Source organism: Paenibacillus sp. FSL H7-0323 (assembly GCF_038002725.1).
Taxonomy (GTDB): Bacteria; Bacillota; Bacilli; order Paenibacillales; family Paenibacillaceae; genus Paenibacillus_AQ; species Paenibacillus_AQ odorifer.
This window is the reverse complement of record NZ_JBBODB010000001.1, coordinates 4,913,943-4,932,326: the sequence shown is the minus strand read 5'-3', so window position 1 is coordinate 4,932,326 and position 18,384 is coordinate 4,913,943. Positions and strand designations below refer to the sequence as shown.

Genomic DNA, 18,384 nt, shown 5'->3' with positions numbered 1-18,384 from the left:
ATTCCGGGCAAAAAGAAAAGAGAACCATGAAGTCATGGTTCTCTTTTCTATAAACCCCAAGTTAGAAAAGCATTTATCGCTGCCTTTCGAAGATGTCGTCAAATCCTTCACCAGCAATAGCTTTTCTTGCAAGATCAGGCTGCTAATTCATGAAGTGTATGTCGGTGTGATCTTATCAAAAACGGCGGATCCTACGCCACCCAAAAGGTAGCCGTCTTCCGAGGAAGCCTAAGCTCCCTCTTCAATAACTTCTTCTTCTTCCGTAGCGGCGCGATCGTACTCGGCCAGAACCGCGGATTGAATCTTCTCGCGTGTTCCCGAAGAGATCGGGTGCGCGATATCGCGGAATTCGCCGTCCGGTGTACGCTTGCTGGGCATTGCAACAAACATCCCATTATTGCCATCGATGACGCGAATGTCATGAACAACAAACTCGTTATCGATGGTAATGGATGCGATTGCTTTCATTCTCCCCTCAGAGTTAACGCGGCGGAGTCTGACATCCGTAATTTGCATGTGTGTGTTCACCACCTTTTTCCATCAGAGACTTGGTGTATAATTCCACACAGCAAAGCGAATTCCTTCTTTTTGATTCCATAAAATACCTAAAAAAGAAATATATTTTTTGGGATATGTTGTTTTCGACATACATCGAGTAGTTTTCTTAATATTCCTTACGTTTTCGACAATTTCCACGCTTTTTGAAAATGTAAGAGAATGGCTAATCAAGAGGAAAAGTAGTTGCCCGGATGCGCCGAAATTCTCCGCTCTTTCGAGTCTACTTCACTTAGTTTTACCAAGGACACGTAATCGTGCAACAGACGCTCTTCCGTCTCTACAGCGCCTGATTCCACTAAAACGCCTACCCCAGCAACCTCGGCATTAAATTCACCGAGCAGATCGACCATACCACGTACAGTCCCTCCCGCCTTCATGAAGTCATCTACGATAAGTACTCGCGATTTCTCCTTGAGTGCACGTCTGGAGAGAGACATTGTGTGTATGCTTTTATGAGATCCTGATACGTAGTTAATACTTACTGCTGATCCCTCTGTAACCTGATGGTCACGTCGCACAAGCACTACCGGCAAGCCTAGCTGTGCTGCTGTTGCATAGGCTAGTGGAATGCCTTTCGTTTCAACGGTCATCACCACATCGATTTCCGATCCGTAAAAGGCCGTTGCGATGATCTTACCCGCCTGTTCCATCAAAGACGGCAACCCAAGTAGATCCGACATATACAAATAACCGCCAGGCAATATCCGGTCAGTCTGCTCTAGCTGCACACATAAGCGCTGCACAAAGGTAAGCGCCATATCTTTAGGCATAACCGGGATATAACGTACTCCACCCGCTGCACCAGCTAAAGTCTGCAGCTCTCCGATGCCTTCACCTTCAAATACTTCTTTTATGATTGCCAAATCTTCACTAATGGAGGACTTAGCCGCTCCATAGCGATCGGCAAATATAGACAGCGGCAGTAGTTCATGCGGCCGCTCAAGTAAAAACTGAGTCATGTCTACCAAACGTTGGCTTCTTTTTAATTTCTTCACGGAATGCTCCTCGCCAAAACCGAATATTTTAGAAAAATATATCACTTTTGTACGGGTTTACACAAGAGAAGCAGACTAATTCAGTGATCTCACTGCGTAGACTTCCTTGCAGAACCCTCGCAGTCCGTTGTAAATCCTTGCTACTTTAGACTGCTTGGACACTAATCCGAATACGGTAGGTCCGCTGCCTGACATCAGTACACCATCTGCTCCAAGCTTTATCATCGCTTCCTTAAGCTGCTGAACTTCTGGATGCAGCTTTAGGGTAACATCTTCAAGCACGTTGCCCAGATGGTTGCACACGCCCCCAAAGTCTCCAGCTTCTATCGCTTGCTGCATCTTTCGAGCAGAAGGATGAACCGCTATATTATTGCTCCGAACGCGTCCATACACTTCTGCAGTCGATACATTGATCGGTGGTTTCGCCAACACAACCCAGCATTGTGGCGGGTTATTGATTGGTGTCAGCTTTTCGCCTCGTCCTGTAGCCAAGGCTGTGCCGCCTGTGACGCAGAAAGGTACATCAGAACCCAGCTCAGCGCCAAGCTCCTGTAGCTCCTGCGCAGGAATACCCAGACGCCACAGACGGTTTAGACCGCGTAGCGTAGCTGCGGCATCACTGCTGCCGCCAGCCAGGCCAGCCGCAACCGGAATTCTTTTATCCAGATGGATATGTACCCCACTCTTCACGTTATAACGGTCTTTAATAAGCCTTGCCGCCTGGAAAGCTAAATTTTTCTCGTCCAGGGGAATATAACCAGCCTGACTTGATATTATAATAGTATCCCTTGGCAGCTCAGACAGCTCTAAGCGGTCTGCTAAATCTACCATGGTCATAATCATTTCCACCTCATGAAAACCGTCAGCACGTTTGTGCAGCACATCCAGCATCAAATTAATTTTAGCTGGTGCCTTTTCATACATTTTCAAGGCGTTCACCCACCTTCAGCTTTTCCCGTAAAAACAACTTAACATATTATATGAGAAACTTCTAATGAAGTCCAATAATAAAAGGGTGTCGCCATTTAGACGCACCCTTTTTCAGTAATATTCACTTTATAGCCTAAAATTTAAGATTTCCGCGCAGCCTGTTCAGCAAGCTGTATCGCTTTTTTCACCATGTTGCCAGCGTCTTGAGTTGTAATTCCACCCCAGCCCTCACGTTCCACGGTTTCATAAAAACCCAGCTCCTTGGCTAACTCTGTCTTCAGTTCCTCCGACATCATGCCTCGTTTTCTGCGGCTCATTACGGAATTCCTCCCTTATGAAAATAAATGATTAACCCGTTGCCCAATTAGTATGCTTGCTTAGCACACGGATCATGCACCAAATATTTGTCCCAAAAAACGCAAACAAAAAACAGCCTCCAAGGGAGACTGTTCGTGAAACATTAAGCTTTAATATACATAATCCGCATCTGCCCATCGTCTTCACAAACTGTGATTTCCACAGATTCAGTAAGTATATCGGCATAGCTATAGGAGACTCGCTTAAAAGTTTGCTGCTCCTGATCCAGTTTGACAATAAATACAGAAGGGTACGTTTCTTCCAGGACACCTGTGCGTTCAACGGTTTTACGACGACCTCCGTTTGCACGCAATGTGATCTTATGACCGACGTGAGCTTCAAGACTGCGTTTGATTTCCAACAGCGCGTTATTAGCCATTACCTGACGACCACCTCTTTTCTTGTCCATTATACAACTTTTTCAGGACAATGTCAAAGCAAATAAATAATTAATTATAGTTGATGCATATTTCGTTGTCAACGGAATTTTTTTGCGAGAAATCAGCGCCGGACTAATATCCTTGTTATCTGTAATATAGGCATTACAAAGAAAAAAAGAAAGGGTTAAGCTCAGCGCTCACCCTTTCTTTCGGATATTCTATTCAGCCCATTCAAATTACCTATATTCCTGACACCATAGACCTATCTCTGCCGCTTAAATGGCTGATGGTGTCACTTTTAGCGCCGACAGATTCTGCAGTCGCGGCATTCCGATGCGGAAGCTGCCACGGGTCTCAACACCACCAATACCCTGATTACCGCTGATGGTATTATTCAGAACATCGCTAAGATTTACAGTATCCCTGATGGAAGTAAAGGATGATTTTGCTGCTACATACACGGGATCCAGAGCATGGATCAAAATTCGACCAGGTGAACTGGCAAAATTAGCTCCAGCTCCAAGTAAGGCCTCGAAATGAGATTGACAAGCACCGGCAACAATAGTCAACGCATCAAAATTCCGCTCATACTCCCTAGCTACCCTAATAGCAGCTATAAAGTTTTGCGAATTTTTATAGCTATTCAGACTATACAGATCGTAAGTATGCTGTTGCTTCAGTACCCCATCATGACCAGTGATCACTACAATATCTGGGCGTACACGGGGCAACAGCCGGTATAACGTATCAGCCATTGCAGATTCATGAACATGATGCCCTTCAGCGGGAATCCGCAGCTGCTCGTATAAGCTAAGGCTCTTATTCAAATATGCCGGATCGCCATCCAGATGCAGTACTTTACCTGGCACTTCAAAATAAGGAGCTTCCTTGGACGGTGGAGCCCATGTCCCCTCTGTTAGGGTTCCCCCGCTCCGCTGACTTTGCTCCTGACGGTCCTTCCGCAGCTGTGTCAGTGATTCCTTCGCTTTGATCTGTGCTTGCTGTCCCCGTTCCGTTATTCGGGTAGGAGGCACTTGAACCAGGTCATCCAGAGGAGAATCCGCCAACAGGCGGAAATCTGTGCCTTTAATGACGGCTCTATCCTGCACAATATTATCTACACGAAATGTTAAATCACCGCCATAAGATTTGCGAACGACCAAGTCTCCTAAATTCATTACAACCACCACCTCTACCCCATCGTATGGGCAAAGGCCTCAGTTGGTTCATAACTCAACATATTTTTAAAATATAAGAATGTATAATGCTCCACCAGAATAACATCCTTATATTTCTACGAGAAACGGTTGTCGTCCTTAAGACAACAACCGTTTCCTATTGCTTATTCAATTCCAGCGGCTAGCAAAACACCGCTTAAGCGGGCGTATTCTTCAAGACTGAGTGTTTCTCCGCGACGGGTCGGTTCAATACCCGCTTCTGCGAGTAAAGCCTCCAGCTGCTCACGTCCTTGTTCAGGGAAGTAACGAGCCTTCAGATTGTTAGCAATCGTCTTGCGGCGCTGTGTGAAAGAAGCGTGAACCACTTCAAAGAAATGCTTCTCACTCTCCACCTTTACCGGAGGATGCTCTCTAACCTTCAGTCGGATAACAGCAGACTCCACATTAGGTTGAGGGATGAATACCGTACGTGGCACGATACAGACGAGCTCAGGCTCGCTGTAGTACTGCACGGCAATGCTAAGACTTCCGTATTCCTTTCCACCTGGAGATGCAGCCATACGCTCCGCAACCTCCTTCTGAATCATTACAACGATGTTATCAAGGGGAAGCTTCTCTTCGAGCAGCTTCATCAGAATCGGAGTAGTCACATAATAAGGCAGGTTAGCAACCACACTGACCTTGTTCACAGTGGTGAAATCTTCCTTGAACATTTCCTGCAAGTTCACATTGAGGACATCATCGTTACGAACCTTAACATGGGGATAGGGGGAAAGTACGTCTTTTAATATTGGAATCAGTCTACGGTCAATCTCTACGGCAGTTACAGCACCCGCTGTTAGTGCCAGACGCTCCGTCAGCGCTCCAATTCCCGGCCCGATCTCCAGCGCCCCAGAATCGCTATCTAGTCCAGCAGCGTCTACAATCTTGTCCAAAATATTTTGATCAATCAAAAAATTCTGTCCCAGGCTTTTCTTGAACTTGAATCCATAACGTTGAATAATCTCTTTGGTCCGTTTTGGAGTCGAAATTTCCTCTCTACCACTCATGAAGTAATGCCTCCCTGATCAATTTGGGCGAGAGCCCCGGCAAATTCCTCCCGCGTAATCCCAAACATCGCCAGCCGCTTGTACAGCTGTTTGCCGTTACAATATCCGATTCCAAGCAAATTACCAAGTGCCATACGTCTTTCAGCAGCCCGAGGGTGTACAAGCATTCCAGCGGCCATAAGATCATCAATACCAATCAAAGCAGGTGCTCCTTCAAAAGAGGTATGTACATTACGCAGCGCATGACGAATCGCCTCTGGTGATGCATTCTCTACACCGATATCCCCTTTTCGAGTTGCGTCCTTCTCTGGAATAAAAGCATGCTTGCAGCCCGGCACCTTCGCTGAAACGATTTTACGAATTCGCTCCCCAGCATGGTCCGGGTCCGTAAGAATAATAACCCCTCTACGTTCCATAGCAAGCGCGATCTTAGCAATTACAGTCCGGTTTACAGCAGAGCCGCCTGTCTCAATGGTATCCGCTTCTACAGCACGCTTAATGGCTACGGTATCGCTTTTGCCTTCAACGACGATTAATTCCTTAATCATATTTCTTGACTCCTTCCAAAAAAAGCAAAAAGAAGAGGATTCGCTCCTCTTCTTTTGGTTAAAGAATGTATAAGTGATGAGCGGTTGCTCTGCGATCAACGAAATGATCATCCAGCGTTCCTTAACGGTTATCATCACTATAGCTTATCAAAGGATTTTTTGCAAAAGCTTCAATTCTAGTTAAGCTCTGGTTTCACAGGTCCAATCACATAAACGGTACGTGATTTACGGCCGAAATTACGAGCATGGCTCAGGGAATCATAATAGACATCCACTTTATTGCCTTTAATGGCACCGCCAGTATCCTCTGCACGGCGGAATCCAAGCCCATCGATATAAACCCACCAGCCAATAGGAATTACATTCGGATCTACTGCAATTGTACGACCTTCCGTTACGCGTGTTCCGGAGGCAGTTTTAGTACCTATCCCTGGCTCTTCTGACGAATAAGCTGTCATGGAGACGTTCTTAATCATCTTCTTGTACTCAAAGTCTACGCCAGCCTTGCTTGTGACGTTCTTAGTCTTAGCGCTAACTTTAGTCGTTTTGGAGGTAGTGCTTGATTTGGAAGTTGTTGTAGCTTTAGCAACTACAGTAGGCTTAGGAAGTGCTTTAGTACCAACGGCAATGATCTTATCTTTTGTTACCGTTTGTACTTCCTTGCCGATCATGCGCATAGAGGCCAGTTCTCCGTCTTGATAGATCTTTTCAATATGCTGAACCATGACGCCTGGTTTGCCTGCCTGTGCCACTCTAACTGTTCCCACAGTAAGGGAGGGATCTGCTGTCTTAATAACACGGAAAGGTAAGTTAGTTGTTCGCTGTACCGTTTGCTTGTTGATACGAACGATCTTAATCTCCATGTCAGCAGAGATGGTGGTGTCTAACGAAGGAAAAATCTTATCATAGCCTTCTAGGTTGATACCCAGTTTGTCAATCGCTTGACCGATAGTGTCTTCGGTCGTATATAACGTTTTTGTTGCTCCGTCCGCAGTAAGGCTAAATTTCTGCGCACGATTGATAACGACACGGTCACCGTCTTTTATTTCATCACTCAGACCTAAAGATAATTCATCATGCGGCTGCAGCGAAATTTGCTCTTTCTCCAACACATCACCAAGAAGTGCTTCTCGCGTTTCAAGTATCTGTGTTTGCCCGTCTATTACTAAAACTAATTGTTTATTACTTTGACCGTGTACGTACAGCAGAATTAACAGCGCGATTGCGATTGAAATCACACCTGCAAGTAAAAGTACGCGAGTATTTACTTGCTCCCACCGTAATGCGAAAGACCTGCTGGATGACTGCGAATCATGGGATACCTCTGGTTGGAATAAGCCCATTCTCTCCATCCTCCTTACATAGCCTCGTCGTCAATTTGTATATCATGAGGACTGAATTTCTTTGACGAAACTATTTGAGATTGTCACAGGATACGCACGTATTAACTTAGCGTCTCCTGCTCATGGATCGCCTGCTCGGCACAGCTACTCCTACACCTGTTATATAACAGTATGCGGGCAACATTCAGTTTATTCAAAAATAAAGAAGCCTAAAAAGAGTTCTCTTGAGGACTCTTTCGTGGCTTCTCCGATGTCAGAATACGCGGGAATGTTTGTGCACGAGGTTGCCTCTCTTACTTGCGCTTACGGGGTTAGCTGTCGGGTTCGGACGAAAGAGAGACGCCCTATTTCAGGTCACCCGCTCACGGCGGTTGCCCTTAAATTCACCCCAAAGACCACGTGAAGAAATCAAATATTGTTCTGCGGCAATTCCTAGTCGTATTCAAGATACAGGCATGCGGCAGTTCAATATTGGTTCCCCCGTTCTCCATACGGAGACTCAGCGAGACGATCCATGAATCAATGGCTGTCACAATAACAACAGCTCACATCACTGAAAAGATGATATCCTGTTTTGATGCATGTTGTAAAGGACGATTCAACCACGTTTACGCAAATATATGGTTAAAATATTGTAATAATCAGCCGTTTTTATATTAAAAAAGTTTAATATATCGGCCATTCTCTATTTTTCACCCGTTTTACTCCAGTTTTCAGACAATCCCAAATCGTTCCAGTGCGTTTGCATACGTAATTTTAGCCAATTCTTCCCATGTTAACCCTTTAATTTCAGCCGCAGCCTCTGCTACTAACTTCACATGAGCACTCTCATTTCGCTTGCCTCGGAAGGGGTGTGGAGTCAAATATGGAGCGTCTGTTTCGATCAATAATCGGTCCAATGGCGTCTGTGCAAGCACCTCTTTAGGCACTCTGGCATTTTTGAACGTGATCGGTCCTCCAAATGACAAATGAAATCCTAGATCTAGACACATTTTTGCGGTTTCCCAGCTGCCTGAGAAAGAATGCATTACGCCACCAATTTCATTTGCTTTTTCCTCCCGTAAAATCCGTACGACATCTTCATGGGCATCACGGTCATGTATACAGATTGGCATTTTTAGTTCACGGGCTAGTCCAATTTGTTTGCGGAAGACCTCCTGCTGCACATCCTTGGGAGAGGTATCCCAATAATAATCCAACCCAATCTCTCCGATGGCCACCACTTTCTCATGGCTGCAAAGAGAGGCGATCCAATCGAGGTCCCCCTCTTTCATATCAATCGCATCCTGTGGATGCCAGCCCACCGCTGCATAAATATAATCATAAGATTCAGCCAGCTTCATCGTTGAAGGGATCGTTTCCCGATTAAATCCAATATTGATCATCTTGCTAACTCCGGCCTCTACTGCACGAGCTATAACTTCCTCGCGATCCTCGTCGAATTGAGGCGCATCTAAATGTGTATGTGTGTCGAACAGATACATTTTAAAGCTCACTCCTTGTTGTTTTTATCAATAGTTCCATAAATATTTGTATTATTTTGCAAAAATCTCTGCTACAGAAAAGGGCAACCGTGTAAGGGCTTTTTTCAGCTTATCCTGTGGGAAATATAGGTGATATCTGCCACGATGAATTCCGCTTATTGAGCGCACAATATCCGATACCTCTGAAATTTCCCGCAATTGCTCATTGCGATCAAGCAGTAAAATTTGATTATTGTCGAAGGCTGCTCCTGGACGGAACACATCATAAGGCAAATCTGTCGGATAATCAATCTCTAAGTCATATTCTGGGTTAAGTCCCGCTCCCGCAAAACTGCTGCGGATTTCCGTAATCATATCTGTATCCAAATTCTCGATCTCTACATATTTATACAGTTTACGATGAATAAAACGGGTACACAAGTCGCTTAATAACTCATCTTCTTCAAGTGTCCATTGCATAAAAGCAGTCTGTACCAGTGCCTCATCAAGCATTAAATATTGTTTCACTGTTACTTCTCCTCGAAAGAGATCTTCCAGCGGAGCGATCATAAAGCGAAATTTGTACTCCTCTTGGAACAATTCTTTAGCTCTACGGAAGATTTGACGCAAAATAATTTCAGAGCTGCGCGTCACCGGATGAAAATATACCTGCCAGTACATTTGATAACGCGACATTAAATAATCTTCAATGGCATGCATACCTGATTCTTTTACTACAATCCGCCCATTATAAGGACGAAGCATTCTCAAAATCCGATCAATATCGATGGTTCCATAGTTTACACCTGTATAGTACGCATCACGCAGCAAATAATCCATACGATCAGCATCCAGCGGACTGGAAACCAAATTGACAACAATTTCATGCTCATATGTCTTAGAGATAACTGAGGCTACTTTACGAGGAAAATCTTCCTCCACATCACGCAATATTTCGGTGATCTCCGTGTCCTCCAAAATAATTCGGCAGGTCCAATCCTCATGGTTCATTTCAAAAGCTTCTTCTATAGAATGTGAAAATGGACCATGCCCTAAATCATGCAGCAAAGCCGCACACAAAGTAAGCAAACTTTCTTCAGGAATCCAATCCTTATACCCGCTGCGCTCAAATTGCGAAATGATTCTCCGTGTAATTTCATATACTCCTAAAGAATGAGAAAAACGACTATGCTCTGCACCATGAAAAGTGAGATATGAGGTACCTAACTGGCGAATCCGGCGTAAACGCTGAAATTCTTTTGTATTAATTAGTCGCCAAATAATCGTATCCTGTACGTGAATATAATTATGAACGGGATCCTTGAAAACTTTTTCTTCCGTGAGCGGCTGCTTCATGAGATCAACTCCTTCTAATAATTTAATATGATTTTAACTAATATCAGTATATAATAAGTAATTATGTCGTACTTTGTCGAAAAGTATCATTTTTGGTCTTGGTAAATCGACAAAATGCTTTCAGGGTAATTCTTAATTTTTATAGGGACATTCAAAGTTCTTATGGAAATTTTCTTATTCAGCCTATGAAAAAAGGTTGACTGATTTGGGAATCGTTGGTATTATAAGTATCATAAAACAGTGAACAATGTCGAATAATGACGTTTTTGGAACATTGAGAGGAGTAACGATTGTTATGATGAAATCAACAGGAATTGTAAGAAAAGTAGACGAACTTGGACGGGTTGTTATTCCTATTGAATTACGCCGTACACTTGGCATTGGCGAAAAGGACGCACTGGAAATTTACGTTGATGGCGAACGGATTATGCTTAAAAAGTATGAGCCTGCCTGCATTTTCTGTGGCAACGCTGAGAACGTAACTTACTTTAAAGGAAAAATAGTTTGTCATGAATGCATATCTTCCATCCCTACCCCTGTGACAAACTAAATTAAATAGTATATAATAGAACTAATCAAATTGTTAATTCTAACCTTTTCATATCTCCTTGACCTCCCGTGACCGCGGGAGGTATTTTTTATGTCTGGGTTTGCCCTCCTGGTTATCCCCTCCCTAAGGGCAATGTGCTTCAAGACGGAACTAGTAATACTTAGTTGTATTTCTTACAGTTATTTTAAATGCTTTTTACCATTAAACGAATTAATTGTATTTTGTACACTTATATTTCCTATATCTCCGTGAAATCAATCCTTTCCACCTTTATAACTGTATGAAGTACAACTAAACGAACAAATACATAAAAAAATTCAAAAATAACTGTACAAAATACATTTAACCCACAGATAAATCATTCAAGCTCGGGCAGGCCGTTTCCGACAATCCTTAGTTATTCTAAGAATTCGTCTACAACACTTACTCTTCTGCTCTATCAAGCAACGCATTATAAATATCCCGTTTGGCTACACCCCGGTCTGATGCCGCTTTTTTCATAGCCTCTTTCCGTGGTACATCCTGTGCTTCGTAATGAGCTACATGATCTTCAATGCTTAACTGACGCCACCACGCCGATTCTGCGATTTCTGCATCTTCCTTGCTCTCCCCTTCTACGACAATAACATATTCGCCTAGCGGAGGATGTTCAGCCAGCCATAGTGTACATTCCTCAATCGAACCGCGTAGAAACTCCTCATATCTTTTCGTTAATTCACGTGCCAACACAATCTGGCGATTACCGAATGCTTCTTGAAGATGAGCAAGTGTCTTAACTACGCGATGGGGAGATTCGTAGAACAACAAAGTGCCTTGAGCCGAACGAAGTGGACTTAATACTGCTCGGATGTCCTTACGCTCTCGGGGAAGAAAGCCGATAAAGGTGAACGTATTCGTAGATAGACCAGAAGCGATCAAAGCTGACAACGCTGCGTTAGCTCCAGGGATAGGAATCACCGGAATTCCATGACTTATTGCAAGGGCTACAAGATCCGCTCCAGGGTCAGAAATCGCTGGTAAACCGGCATCGCTGACGAGTGCCAAATTTTTTCCTTCTATTATATAGCGTACAAGCTCAGGTCCACTGGCGGCCTTATTATGCTCATGATAACTAAACAACATCGAAGGTGAAATCTCAAAGTGGCTGAGTAATTTTCGGGTCTGTCTCGTATCTTCCGCGGCAATAATATCACATTCCTGCAATGTACGGACTGCACGATAGGTCATATCCTCCAGATTACCGATAGGTGTAGCCACCAGAAAAAGCGACCCTGTTGTCTCCTGAGTACTGGTATTAGTCTTGTTTTGAAAACTGCTTTGACATGATATCTTCATGATTTACCCTCTTTAGCACCATAGTAGATGTCCATAATCTCTGGACAGTATTGATTGTCCTCATTATATACGATGAGCGGTGGTTGTAAACGAACCTCAGGCTTTCCATCACGTGCGGCTTCGATTAATACCATATTTGCCTCCAGATGGGCACGTGGATGTACAAACCGAATAATCTTTGGCTCGAGTCTATATTGTCTCATAAGACTGATAATATCAACCAACCGTTGTGGTTTATGAACCATACTTACCTTTCCGCCCGTCCGAACCAATCGCACACAAGCCTGAATGACCTCCTCCAGTGTACAGCCTATCTCATGGCGAGCCATAGCCTGATGGCTGTTCAGCTTCAGATCACTGCCATTAAGCGGCATATAAGGAGGGTTCACCGTTATTGCATCATACACACCATGTCCTGCGGTAGTATATAACTCGCGCAAATCACCTTCATGAATTACAACCTGATCCTGAAGGCCATTTAGAGCCACGCTACGACGAGCCATATCAGCTAAACGAGGTTGTATTTCAATACCTTCTATAGAAGCTTTTGTCCGGGTAGTCATTAAAATCGGTATTACACCATTTCCCGTACAAAGATCTAGAACTCTTCCACGTGGCGGAACACTGGCGAAACGAGCAAGCAATACAGCATCCATAGAAAAACTAAATACTTCATCACTTTGAATAATGCGCAGATCATGTGTTAGTAAATCATCCACCCGCTCCGTCGGTAACAAGGGGACAGATATATCATTAAAAGAATTCGTCATGTAATAATCTCCTAAAGGTTTTGTTGAGAAAAACTTGCTTCAAAGCCATATGCCTATGGGCTAAAATTCAAAAAAAACCGTAGGATTAATCTCCTACGGCTGGATATCCTCATTTATTAAGAAAAGAAAGACAGAACAGACAGTCACCTTCCGTGCGTAAATGTCCAAAATAAACATTACAGATGTGAAAGCCTTCGTGGTAAAGTCGAGCCAAGTTGTCATAACCTTCCCCGACAACCTCTTCTGTTCCCTCTCCGGTAGCTAAAAGAGCTTCCGCCTCCGCAGAATCTACGGTAGGATCCAAAGGTGCATCCCGCTTTAAAATTTTGCGAAGCTGTTCATTCTCCAGAGTTAACCTCTGGTTAGCTTCCATCAGTTCTTTTACCGTCTGTTTCCATTCTCCAAGATTGGCGCGCATCGTTTCCATCTGCGCTTCCATATCCTGCATGTGTGCAAATATATTTTTCTTCTCCAAGTTTCCACCCCGAAAGTAACCTTATATGGTTTACTTGACGACAACATCATCCATTGGAAGTTCCTTAACTTTGCCCACTTCAAACAACTGTACATGAACCGTACGGTTTCCGGCATTGATTCCTACTACTTTGCCATCCCCCAATGAGGTCACGACAATCTTGCCGACCGCTGGCATTTCTTCCTTTACACTCTCATAATTGTCATGCTCAAATTTCAAACAACACATCAGACGTCCACAAAGTCCGGAAATCTTCGTCGGATTAAGTGAAAGGTTCTGGTCCTTGGCCATTTTTATGGATACGGGTTCAAAATCCCCTAACCAAGAGGAGCAGCAAAGCACTCGTCCACAAGGTCCAAGGCCACCTAGCATCTTAGCTTCATCACGTACCCCAATTTGCCGAAGCTCAATGCGGGTCCGAAAAATACTTGCCAGATCCTTAACCAATTCTCTAAAGTCAACGCGTCCTTCAGCCGTAAAGTAAAATATAATCTTATTACGGTCAAAAGTAAACTCTACATCTACGAGCTTCATTTTGAGACCGTGGTCGCGTATTTTATTTAAACAGGTGGTAAAAGCCTCCTTAGCGGCGCTTTTGTTCTCCTCAACAACGCGTGCGTCGGTTTCTCCGGCAATACGCATCACTTTTTTGAGGGGTAGTACAACATCGGACTCCTCCACCTCTTTTTTGCCTACGACAACCTTACCGTATTCCACCCCACGTGCTGTCTCAACAATAACACATTGATCTCGTTCAATCGGAAAATCAAGTGGATCAAAATAATATATTTTACCCGCTTTTTTAAAACGGACACCTACTACGCTGTACAAAAATTAACCCCCTTGTTTGCCGGTAAAAGGAACCTATGGGCATGTCCGCTCCCTGATGATCCATGCTTGTCCTTCCTCGTCTGTTAAAACGATACTTCCAGGTAAAGCGACATCCGGAGGATATATCATTGCTAATCCTTTAACTTTCCAGTCGGATTAAGAACTGCTCCAGACACAACTGGGCATTGGCATTGGAACGCAGCTTCTTAGTACTCTCTGCAGCATATCCCATATAAGCCACCCATTGTTCCGCACTGCGCCCACGGGCATGCCTGGAAATAAAGTCTAACTGATCTATAAAAACGATACTTTCGTGCTTGCGGTACAGGAAGTAGAGCATATCTTTAAACCATAGATGGAACATGCTGAAAAGGATATCCAAATGTTCAGCGAGCCCAGTCTTGAACAGCTTCTGCCCGGCAGTTGCTACCGTGGAGCTGCCCTTGCTTAAGGACTCCTTAGCTAATTGTAACACTAGATTTCTCATTTCTGCAAACCAATTCTGTTCCAAAAGTTCCCTGCAACCATCAAGTCCCGAACTAAGTGATACTGCACATCGAGCTAAGGGAATCGGCACACCCTCACTTGCTAGCGCTTGAAGCATAATATCCGGATTTAACGGACTAAATGGGATCCGCTGAGTCCGTGACTGAATCGTCGGCAATAAAGAACGACTATTATCAGATATTAGGATTCCTACTGCCGGAGCTGGCGGTTCTTCCAGAAACTTCAACAAACTATTGGCAGCTTGTACCGTCATTTTGTCTGCCCCATCTATAATATAAACCTTTGGATTCACACCCTCAGATCGATAGGAAAAGACACGCTGCAGCTCACGGATCTGGTCTATTTTTATGCTTGCACCGTCGGGCTGCAGCAATGACAAATCAGGATGGTTTCCATGCTCAACCTTTCGGCACTCTAGACATTCGCCACAGGCGTCATCCTTGCTTTCCGTGCAAAAAATTGCTTGGGCAAACATCAGCGCCGTCTTCATTTGTCCACTGCCTGCTGGTCCTGTAAATAAATAAGCATGGCTCACAGCATCCTTGCGCAAGGCATTTTGGAGTAGCCGTTTAGCATGCTCCTGGCCTACTATATCATGAAAAGGCATAATTTCCTCCCAAAACTTTAAAAAGAAAGGTTGATTAACAACCCACGAATTTCTCCAACACGTCCCAACAGATCTATTCGGCCCTGCTCACTATTCAGCAGATCGTCTGCCATAGATAGCAAAGCCGCATCAATTTCCTCAAGCAGCTTGTAACGCTTACCCCGCCCACGTCTATCCCATCCACGTGTCTCTTTCAGTATAACGCCTCTACGAGCGGTTTCTTCCAGAAACCTTTTGATCATCATCCGGTAAATGGTGAGTTCACGAATGGTCATAGACTTAGATAAACGGTCGCCTTGTGACTGTATTTCTTTGATCTGGCGGTTTAGTTCATCTTTGGTTTTCTGTTCACCTTGCTGCTGAAAAACGTCAGAGAACGATTTCTGCTGAACAGGCTTATTAGCCCCTTCTGCATTTGGAAGCTCACTCTTTAAGGGCCTATATCCCGGATTGATCTTCAAAGGTTATCTACCGCCCCTTTTTTGTAAATGACTTACTCATTTATATTATACTTAATAATGTTCGAAACGATCTACAGGAAGCACGAATACAGTAGCGCCACCGACCTGTACTTCAACAGGGAGCGGTAAATAGGAATCCGTCGTGCCACTCATCGGAGTTACTGGAGTGACTAGTTGTTCACGCACTTTACAGCTGTTACGGATAACGTTCAATACAGCTTCGATCTGACTGTCTTCTACCCCAATCATAAATGTCGTATTTCCCGCCCGCAGAAATCCACCTGTACTTGCGAGTTTGGTAGCACGGAAATTGGCTTTTACTAGCTCACTGGATAACCGGTTACTGTCTTTATCCTGGATAATTGCAATGATCAACTTCATCTTCGCATTCCCTCCCAAAAAAGTTTTATGGAGTATTACTACTTAATGTGTTCTTAGTAGTAACCTCACTTCATAAGCAAACGCTTAGTTATATGCCACTTCTCTTATTATATTAGACAAAACACCCTAAAAACCCTTTAATACTCTCTCTTCAAGAGTTCTCACGATATCTTGTTCTACCAGATGAATAGGGCGGTTTGCATCAAGAACTACTATTCTCTCCGGATTCGCCTTAATTAATAAATGATAACCTTCACGAACCTTCTGATGAAAGGCAAGACTCTCCATATCCAGACGATTGACTTCGCGATCTTGATTGGCCGCAATCCGTGATAATCCAATCTCAGGGTCTACATCCAGATAAAAGGTTAGATCGGGCATGCGATTTCCAATAGCAAAACGGTTAATACTCCACACCTCTTCCATACCTAATCCTCTTGCATGTCCTTGATAAACGAGACTGCTGTCTACAAAGCGGTCACAGAGGACTGTAAGCCCTTCTCTAAGAGCTGGCTCTACTACTTCAGCGAGATGTTGGCTTCTTGATGCAGCGTACAGCAATGCCTCAGTACGTGCATCCATTGCAGTATGGGCAGGATCCAGAATAATAGAGCGAATTTTTTCGGCGATTTCTATGCCTCCAGGTTCACGTGTAATTCGATAGGGCATGGACCGATTCTGCAAATATGCTGCTACTCTGCCCAGTACCGTTGTTTTTCCGGAGCCTTCGCCCCCTTCTAATGTTATGAAGAAACCTTCTTTGCCCACTTATACTTCTCCGCCCTTCTGAATGTTGTATACCTTAATACGCTGTAAGACCGGATCAGCACAAGCCTGGAACTTCGCGCCTCCATAAGCTAAACCAGTCAGTCTTTGCTGTATCTGATCTGTGATGACCTCACCCGGATATAATAATGGAATGCCTGGTGGATAGGGAATTACCATTTCTGCAGCTACTCTCCCCACGCTGTGTTCAAGATTAATACTTTCTACCTCATTGGCTGACACCGGCTTCAAAGAGAAGGGAACGGGTGCTGAGATTTGTAAAACATTCAAATTGTTCCACGTGGAAATATTTTGAGATTCTAAAATGCCAGCGGTGTGCGGTGATTCGGATGTATCCTCCGACTCTATTTCCCGCAGCGCCTGCAATAACCTTGCTGCATCTTCAGCCTTCGAACCGAGGCTGAACAGCAGCACTACGTGCCGGTCGTCACTCATCTCCGGCACACAGCCCTTAGCCTCGAGCCTGCGCTGCAGCTCGAAACCGCCTAGGACCCCGGTGGCGTCATAAATGACGACTTTGAAGGGGTCCTGCGTCTCGTACGCCGCCTTATGCAGCGGCGTACCGTCGTGCAGCGGCTCTGCCGGCTGCACCAATCCATAGCGCGGCAGCTCGGCAAGACCGCGCCGCAGGACATCCACGGCGGCCAGCCCCGCCGTGAATGCATCGCTGCCCCGGCTGTGCAGCAGCCGCCGGGCAAGATCAAGCGACGCCATCATAGGATATGATGGGCTGGAGCTCTGCACCATGGCGAGCCGCTGCGAGAGCAGGGCACGGTCGAGCCGCTGCCCTTGAACATGCAGCATAGCGCCCATGGTCATCGCAGTGAGCATCTTGTGCGTGGACTGCACTACGCCGTCCGCGCCACAAGCAAGCGCCCCGGCAGGCAGTGCCGGGTGCTGCCCGTAATGCGCCCCATGCGCTTCATCGACAAGCAGCGGTACACCGCTGTCGTGGCAAATACGCGCGAGGGGCGCAAGGTCACTGCCCATGCCGTAGTAATTGGGCATGGTGACAAATACAGCGGCGGCTTCCGGATAGGCTGCAAGTGCAGCCTCAACAGCTTCTGCCGCCGGCGCTACTGCCAAGCCGCTGAGTGGATCAATTAGCGGCTCGACGAAAACAGCCCTCACTCCAGCTAACATAAGACCATGAATCACTGATTTATGCACATTTCGTTGAAGAATCAGAATCATTCCTGGCTCGGGGCAAGCCGTTAGAATCAGCGCCAGGTTACCCGCCGTACTTCCGCCAACTAGAAAAAAACTCTCCTCTGCTCCAAAGCAATCCGCAGCCAACTCCTGTGCTTCCTTAATGACTCCCTCAGGATGATGAAGATCATCCGTACCGGTAATCTCCGTAACATCGTACTTCATGACCTCATCTAGAAACCCAGCGCCTTCTACGCCGTCATATGCCGCTCCATTTTTATGTCCCGGCACATGATAAGATATATTACCCACAATTCTATATTGCTCCAGCATTTCGTATACAGGTGCCCTACATCGTTGTAATTTATTCATATT

General features: G+C 44.9%; 21 protein-coding genes and 1 riboswitch. Of the genes, 1 reads left to right on the top strand and 20 read right to left on the bottom strand.

The annotated features are described in order from the left end of the window. Positions 1-228 precede the first annotated feature (228 nt). The 11 genes from spoVG to MHH89_RS22225 all read right to left on the bottom strand — a co-directional run bounded on the left by spoVG (position 229) and on the right by MHH89_RS22225 (position 10,157). Positions 229-516: a septation regulator SpoVG gene (spoVG, locus tag MHH89_RS22275; protein WP_020425826.1), complete on the bottom strand. Its 288-nt coding sequence runs from the start codon at positions 514-516 to the stop codon at positions 229-231. Between the two features lie 209 nt (positions 517-725). After that, positions 726-1,553: a pur operon repressor gene (gene purR, locus MHH89_RS22270; protein WP_036678807.1), complete on the bottom strand. Its 828-nt coding sequence runs from the start codon at positions 1,551-1,553 to the stop codon at positions 726-728. A 75-nt stretch (positions 1,554-1,628) separates the two neighbouring features. Further along, the gene (gene ispE, locus MHH89_RS22265) at positions 1,629-2,483 is read right to left on the bottom strand and encodes a 4-(cytidine 5'-diphospho)-2-C-methyl-D-erythritol kinase (RefSeq protein WP_076138497.1); all 855 of its coding nucleotides are present in this window, start codon (positions 2,481-2,483) and stop codon (positions 1,629-1,631) included. Between the two features lie 140 nt (positions 2,484-2,623). Continuing rightward, positions 2,624-2,800: a small, acid-soluble spore protein, alpha/beta type gene (locus MHH89_RS22260; RefSeq protein ID WP_036678812.1), complete on the bottom strand. Its 177-nt coding sequence runs from the start codon at positions 2,798-2,800 to the stop codon at positions 2,624-2,626. Between the two features lie 143 nt (positions 2,801-2,943). Beyond that, the gene (gene veg, locus MHH89_RS22255; RefSeq protein ID WP_019914493.1) at positions 2,944-3,219 is read right to left on the bottom strand and encodes a biofilm formation stimulator Veg; all 276 of its coding nucleotides are present in this window, start codon (positions 3,217-3,219) and stop codon (positions 2,944-2,946) included. Positions 3,220-3,495: 276 nt separating this feature from the next. After that, positions 3,496-4,398 carry a sporulation peptidase YabG gene (gene yabG / locus MHH89_RS22250; RefSeq protein WP_036678813.1) on the bottom strand — a complete coding sequence of 301 codons (903 nt, stop codon included), beginning with the start codon at positions 4,396-4,398 and terminating at the stop codon, positions 3,496-3,498. A 164-nt stretch (positions 4,399-4,562) separates the two neighbouring features. Beyond that, entirely contained in the window at positions 4,563-5,447 is an 885-nt protein-coding gene (rsmA, locus tag MHH89_RS22245; RefSeq protein WP_036678815.1) for a 16S rRNA (adenine(1518)-N(6)/adenine(1519)-N(6))-dimethyltransferase RsmA, read from the bottom strand. Beyond that, positions 5,444-5,995, bottom strand: a complete 552-nt coding sequence (gene rnmV / locus MHH89_RS22240) for a ribonuclease M5 (RefSeq protein WP_036678817.1) — start codon at positions 5,993-5,995, stop codon at positions 5,444-5,446. The genes rsmA and rnmV overlap by 4 nt, the downstream gene beginning before the upstream one ends. Before the next feature lie 176 nt (positions 5,996-6,171). After that, complete coding sequence (locus MHH89_RS22235; RefSeq protein ID WP_341088163.1) at positions 6,172-7,338, bottom strand: ubiquitin-like domain-containing protein; 1,167 nt, start codon at positions 7,336-7,338, stop codon at positions 6,172-6,174. Positions 7,339-7,623: 285 nt separating this feature from the next. After that, positions 7,624-7,853: riboswitch (cyclic di-AMP (ydaO/yuaA leader) on the bottom strand. 198 nt (positions 7,854-8,051) lie between these two features. Then, positions 8,052-8,822 carry a TatD family hydrolase gene (locus MHH89_RS22230; RefSeq protein WP_036678823.1) on the bottom strand — a complete coding sequence of 257 codons (771 nt, stop codon included), beginning with the start codon at positions 8,820-8,822 and terminating at the stop codon, positions 8,052-8,054. A gap of 51 nt (positions 8,823-8,873) precedes the next feature. Further along, on the bottom strand, positions 8,874-10,157 hold the full coding sequence (locus MHH89_RS22225; protein WP_076130066.1) for an HD domain-containing protein: 1,284 nt from the start codon (positions 10,155-10,157) through the stop codon (positions 8,874-8,876). Between the two features lie 295 nt (positions 10,158-10,452). On the opposite strand from MHH89_RS22225, the gene MHH89_RS22220 reads away from it, so the two are divergent. Continuing rightward, positions 10,453-10,707: an AbrB/MazE/SpoVT family DNA-binding domain-containing protein gene (locus MHH89_RS22220; protein ID WP_036678829.1), complete on the top strand. Its 255-nt coding sequence runs from the start codon at positions 10,453-10,455 to the stop codon at positions 10,705-10,707. Between the two features lie 423 nt (positions 10,708-11,130). Here MHH89_RS22220 and rsmI read toward each other — a convergent pair whose 3' ends face one another. From rsmI to MHH89_RS22175, 9 genes are all read right to left on the bottom strand, one after another. Continuing rightward, entirely contained in the window at positions 11,131-12,042 is a 912-nt protein-coding gene (gene rsmI / locus MHH89_RS22215; RefSeq protein ID WP_076307258.1) for a 16S rRNA (cytidine(1402)-2'-O)-methyltransferase, read from the bottom strand. Continuing rightward, a complete protein-coding gene (locus MHH89_RS22210) occupies positions 12,039-12,812 on the bottom strand; it encodes a tRNA1(Val) (adenine(37)-N6)-methyltransferase (RefSeq protein ID WP_341088159.1) in 774 nt (257 codons plus the stop codon). The genes rsmI and MHH89_RS22210 overlap by 4 nt, the downstream gene beginning before the upstream one ends. 109 nt (positions 12,813-12,921) lie before the next feature. Beyond that, on the bottom strand, positions 12,922-13,287 hold the full coding sequence (yabA, locus tag MHH89_RS22205; RefSeq protein WP_036678835.1) for a DNA replication initiation control protein YabA: 366 nt from the start codon (positions 13,285-13,287) through the stop codon (positions 12,922-12,924). 30 nt (positions 13,288-13,317) lie between these two features. Then, on the bottom strand, positions 13,318-14,118 hold the full coding sequence (locus MHH89_RS22200; RefSeq protein WP_036678838.1) for a PSP1 domain-containing protein: 801 nt from the start codon (positions 14,116-14,118) through the stop codon (positions 13,318-13,320). A 139-nt stretch (positions 14,119-14,257) separates the two neighbouring features. Continuing rightward, complete coding sequence (holB, locus tag MHH89_RS22195) at positions 14,258-15,232, bottom strand: DNA polymerase III subunit delta' (protein WP_076099912.1); 975 nt, start codon at positions 15,230-15,232, stop codon at positions 14,258-14,260. Between the two features lie 17 nt (positions 15,233-15,249). Next, positions 15,250-15,693 (bottom strand): YaaR family protein, encoded by a 444-nt coding sequence (locus tag MHH89_RS22190; protein WP_036678842.1) that lies wholly within the window; start codon positions 15,691-15,693, stop codon positions 15,250-15,252. Positions 15,694-15,744: 51 nt separating this feature from the next. Next, a complete protein-coding gene (locus MHH89_RS22185; protein ID WP_036678844.1) occupies positions 15,745-16,074 on the bottom strand; it encodes a cyclic-di-AMP receptor in 330 nt (109 codons plus the stop codon). Between the two features lie 126 nt (positions 16,075-16,200). Then, the gene (tmk, locus tag MHH89_RS22180) at positions 16,201-16,842 is read right to left on the bottom strand and encodes a dTMP kinase (RefSeq protein ID WP_036678846.1); all 642 of its coding nucleotides are present in this window, start codon (positions 16,840-16,842) and stop codon (positions 16,201-16,203) included. Then, positions 16,843-18,381 carry an aminotransferase class I/II-fold pyridoxal phosphate-dependent enzyme gene (locus tag MHH89_RS22175; RefSeq protein ID WP_341088156.1) on the bottom strand — a complete coding sequence of 513 codons (1,539 nt, stop codon included), beginning with the start codon at positions 18,379-18,381 and terminating at the stop codon, positions 16,843-16,845. Positions 18,382-18,384: the final 3 nt, after the last annotated feature.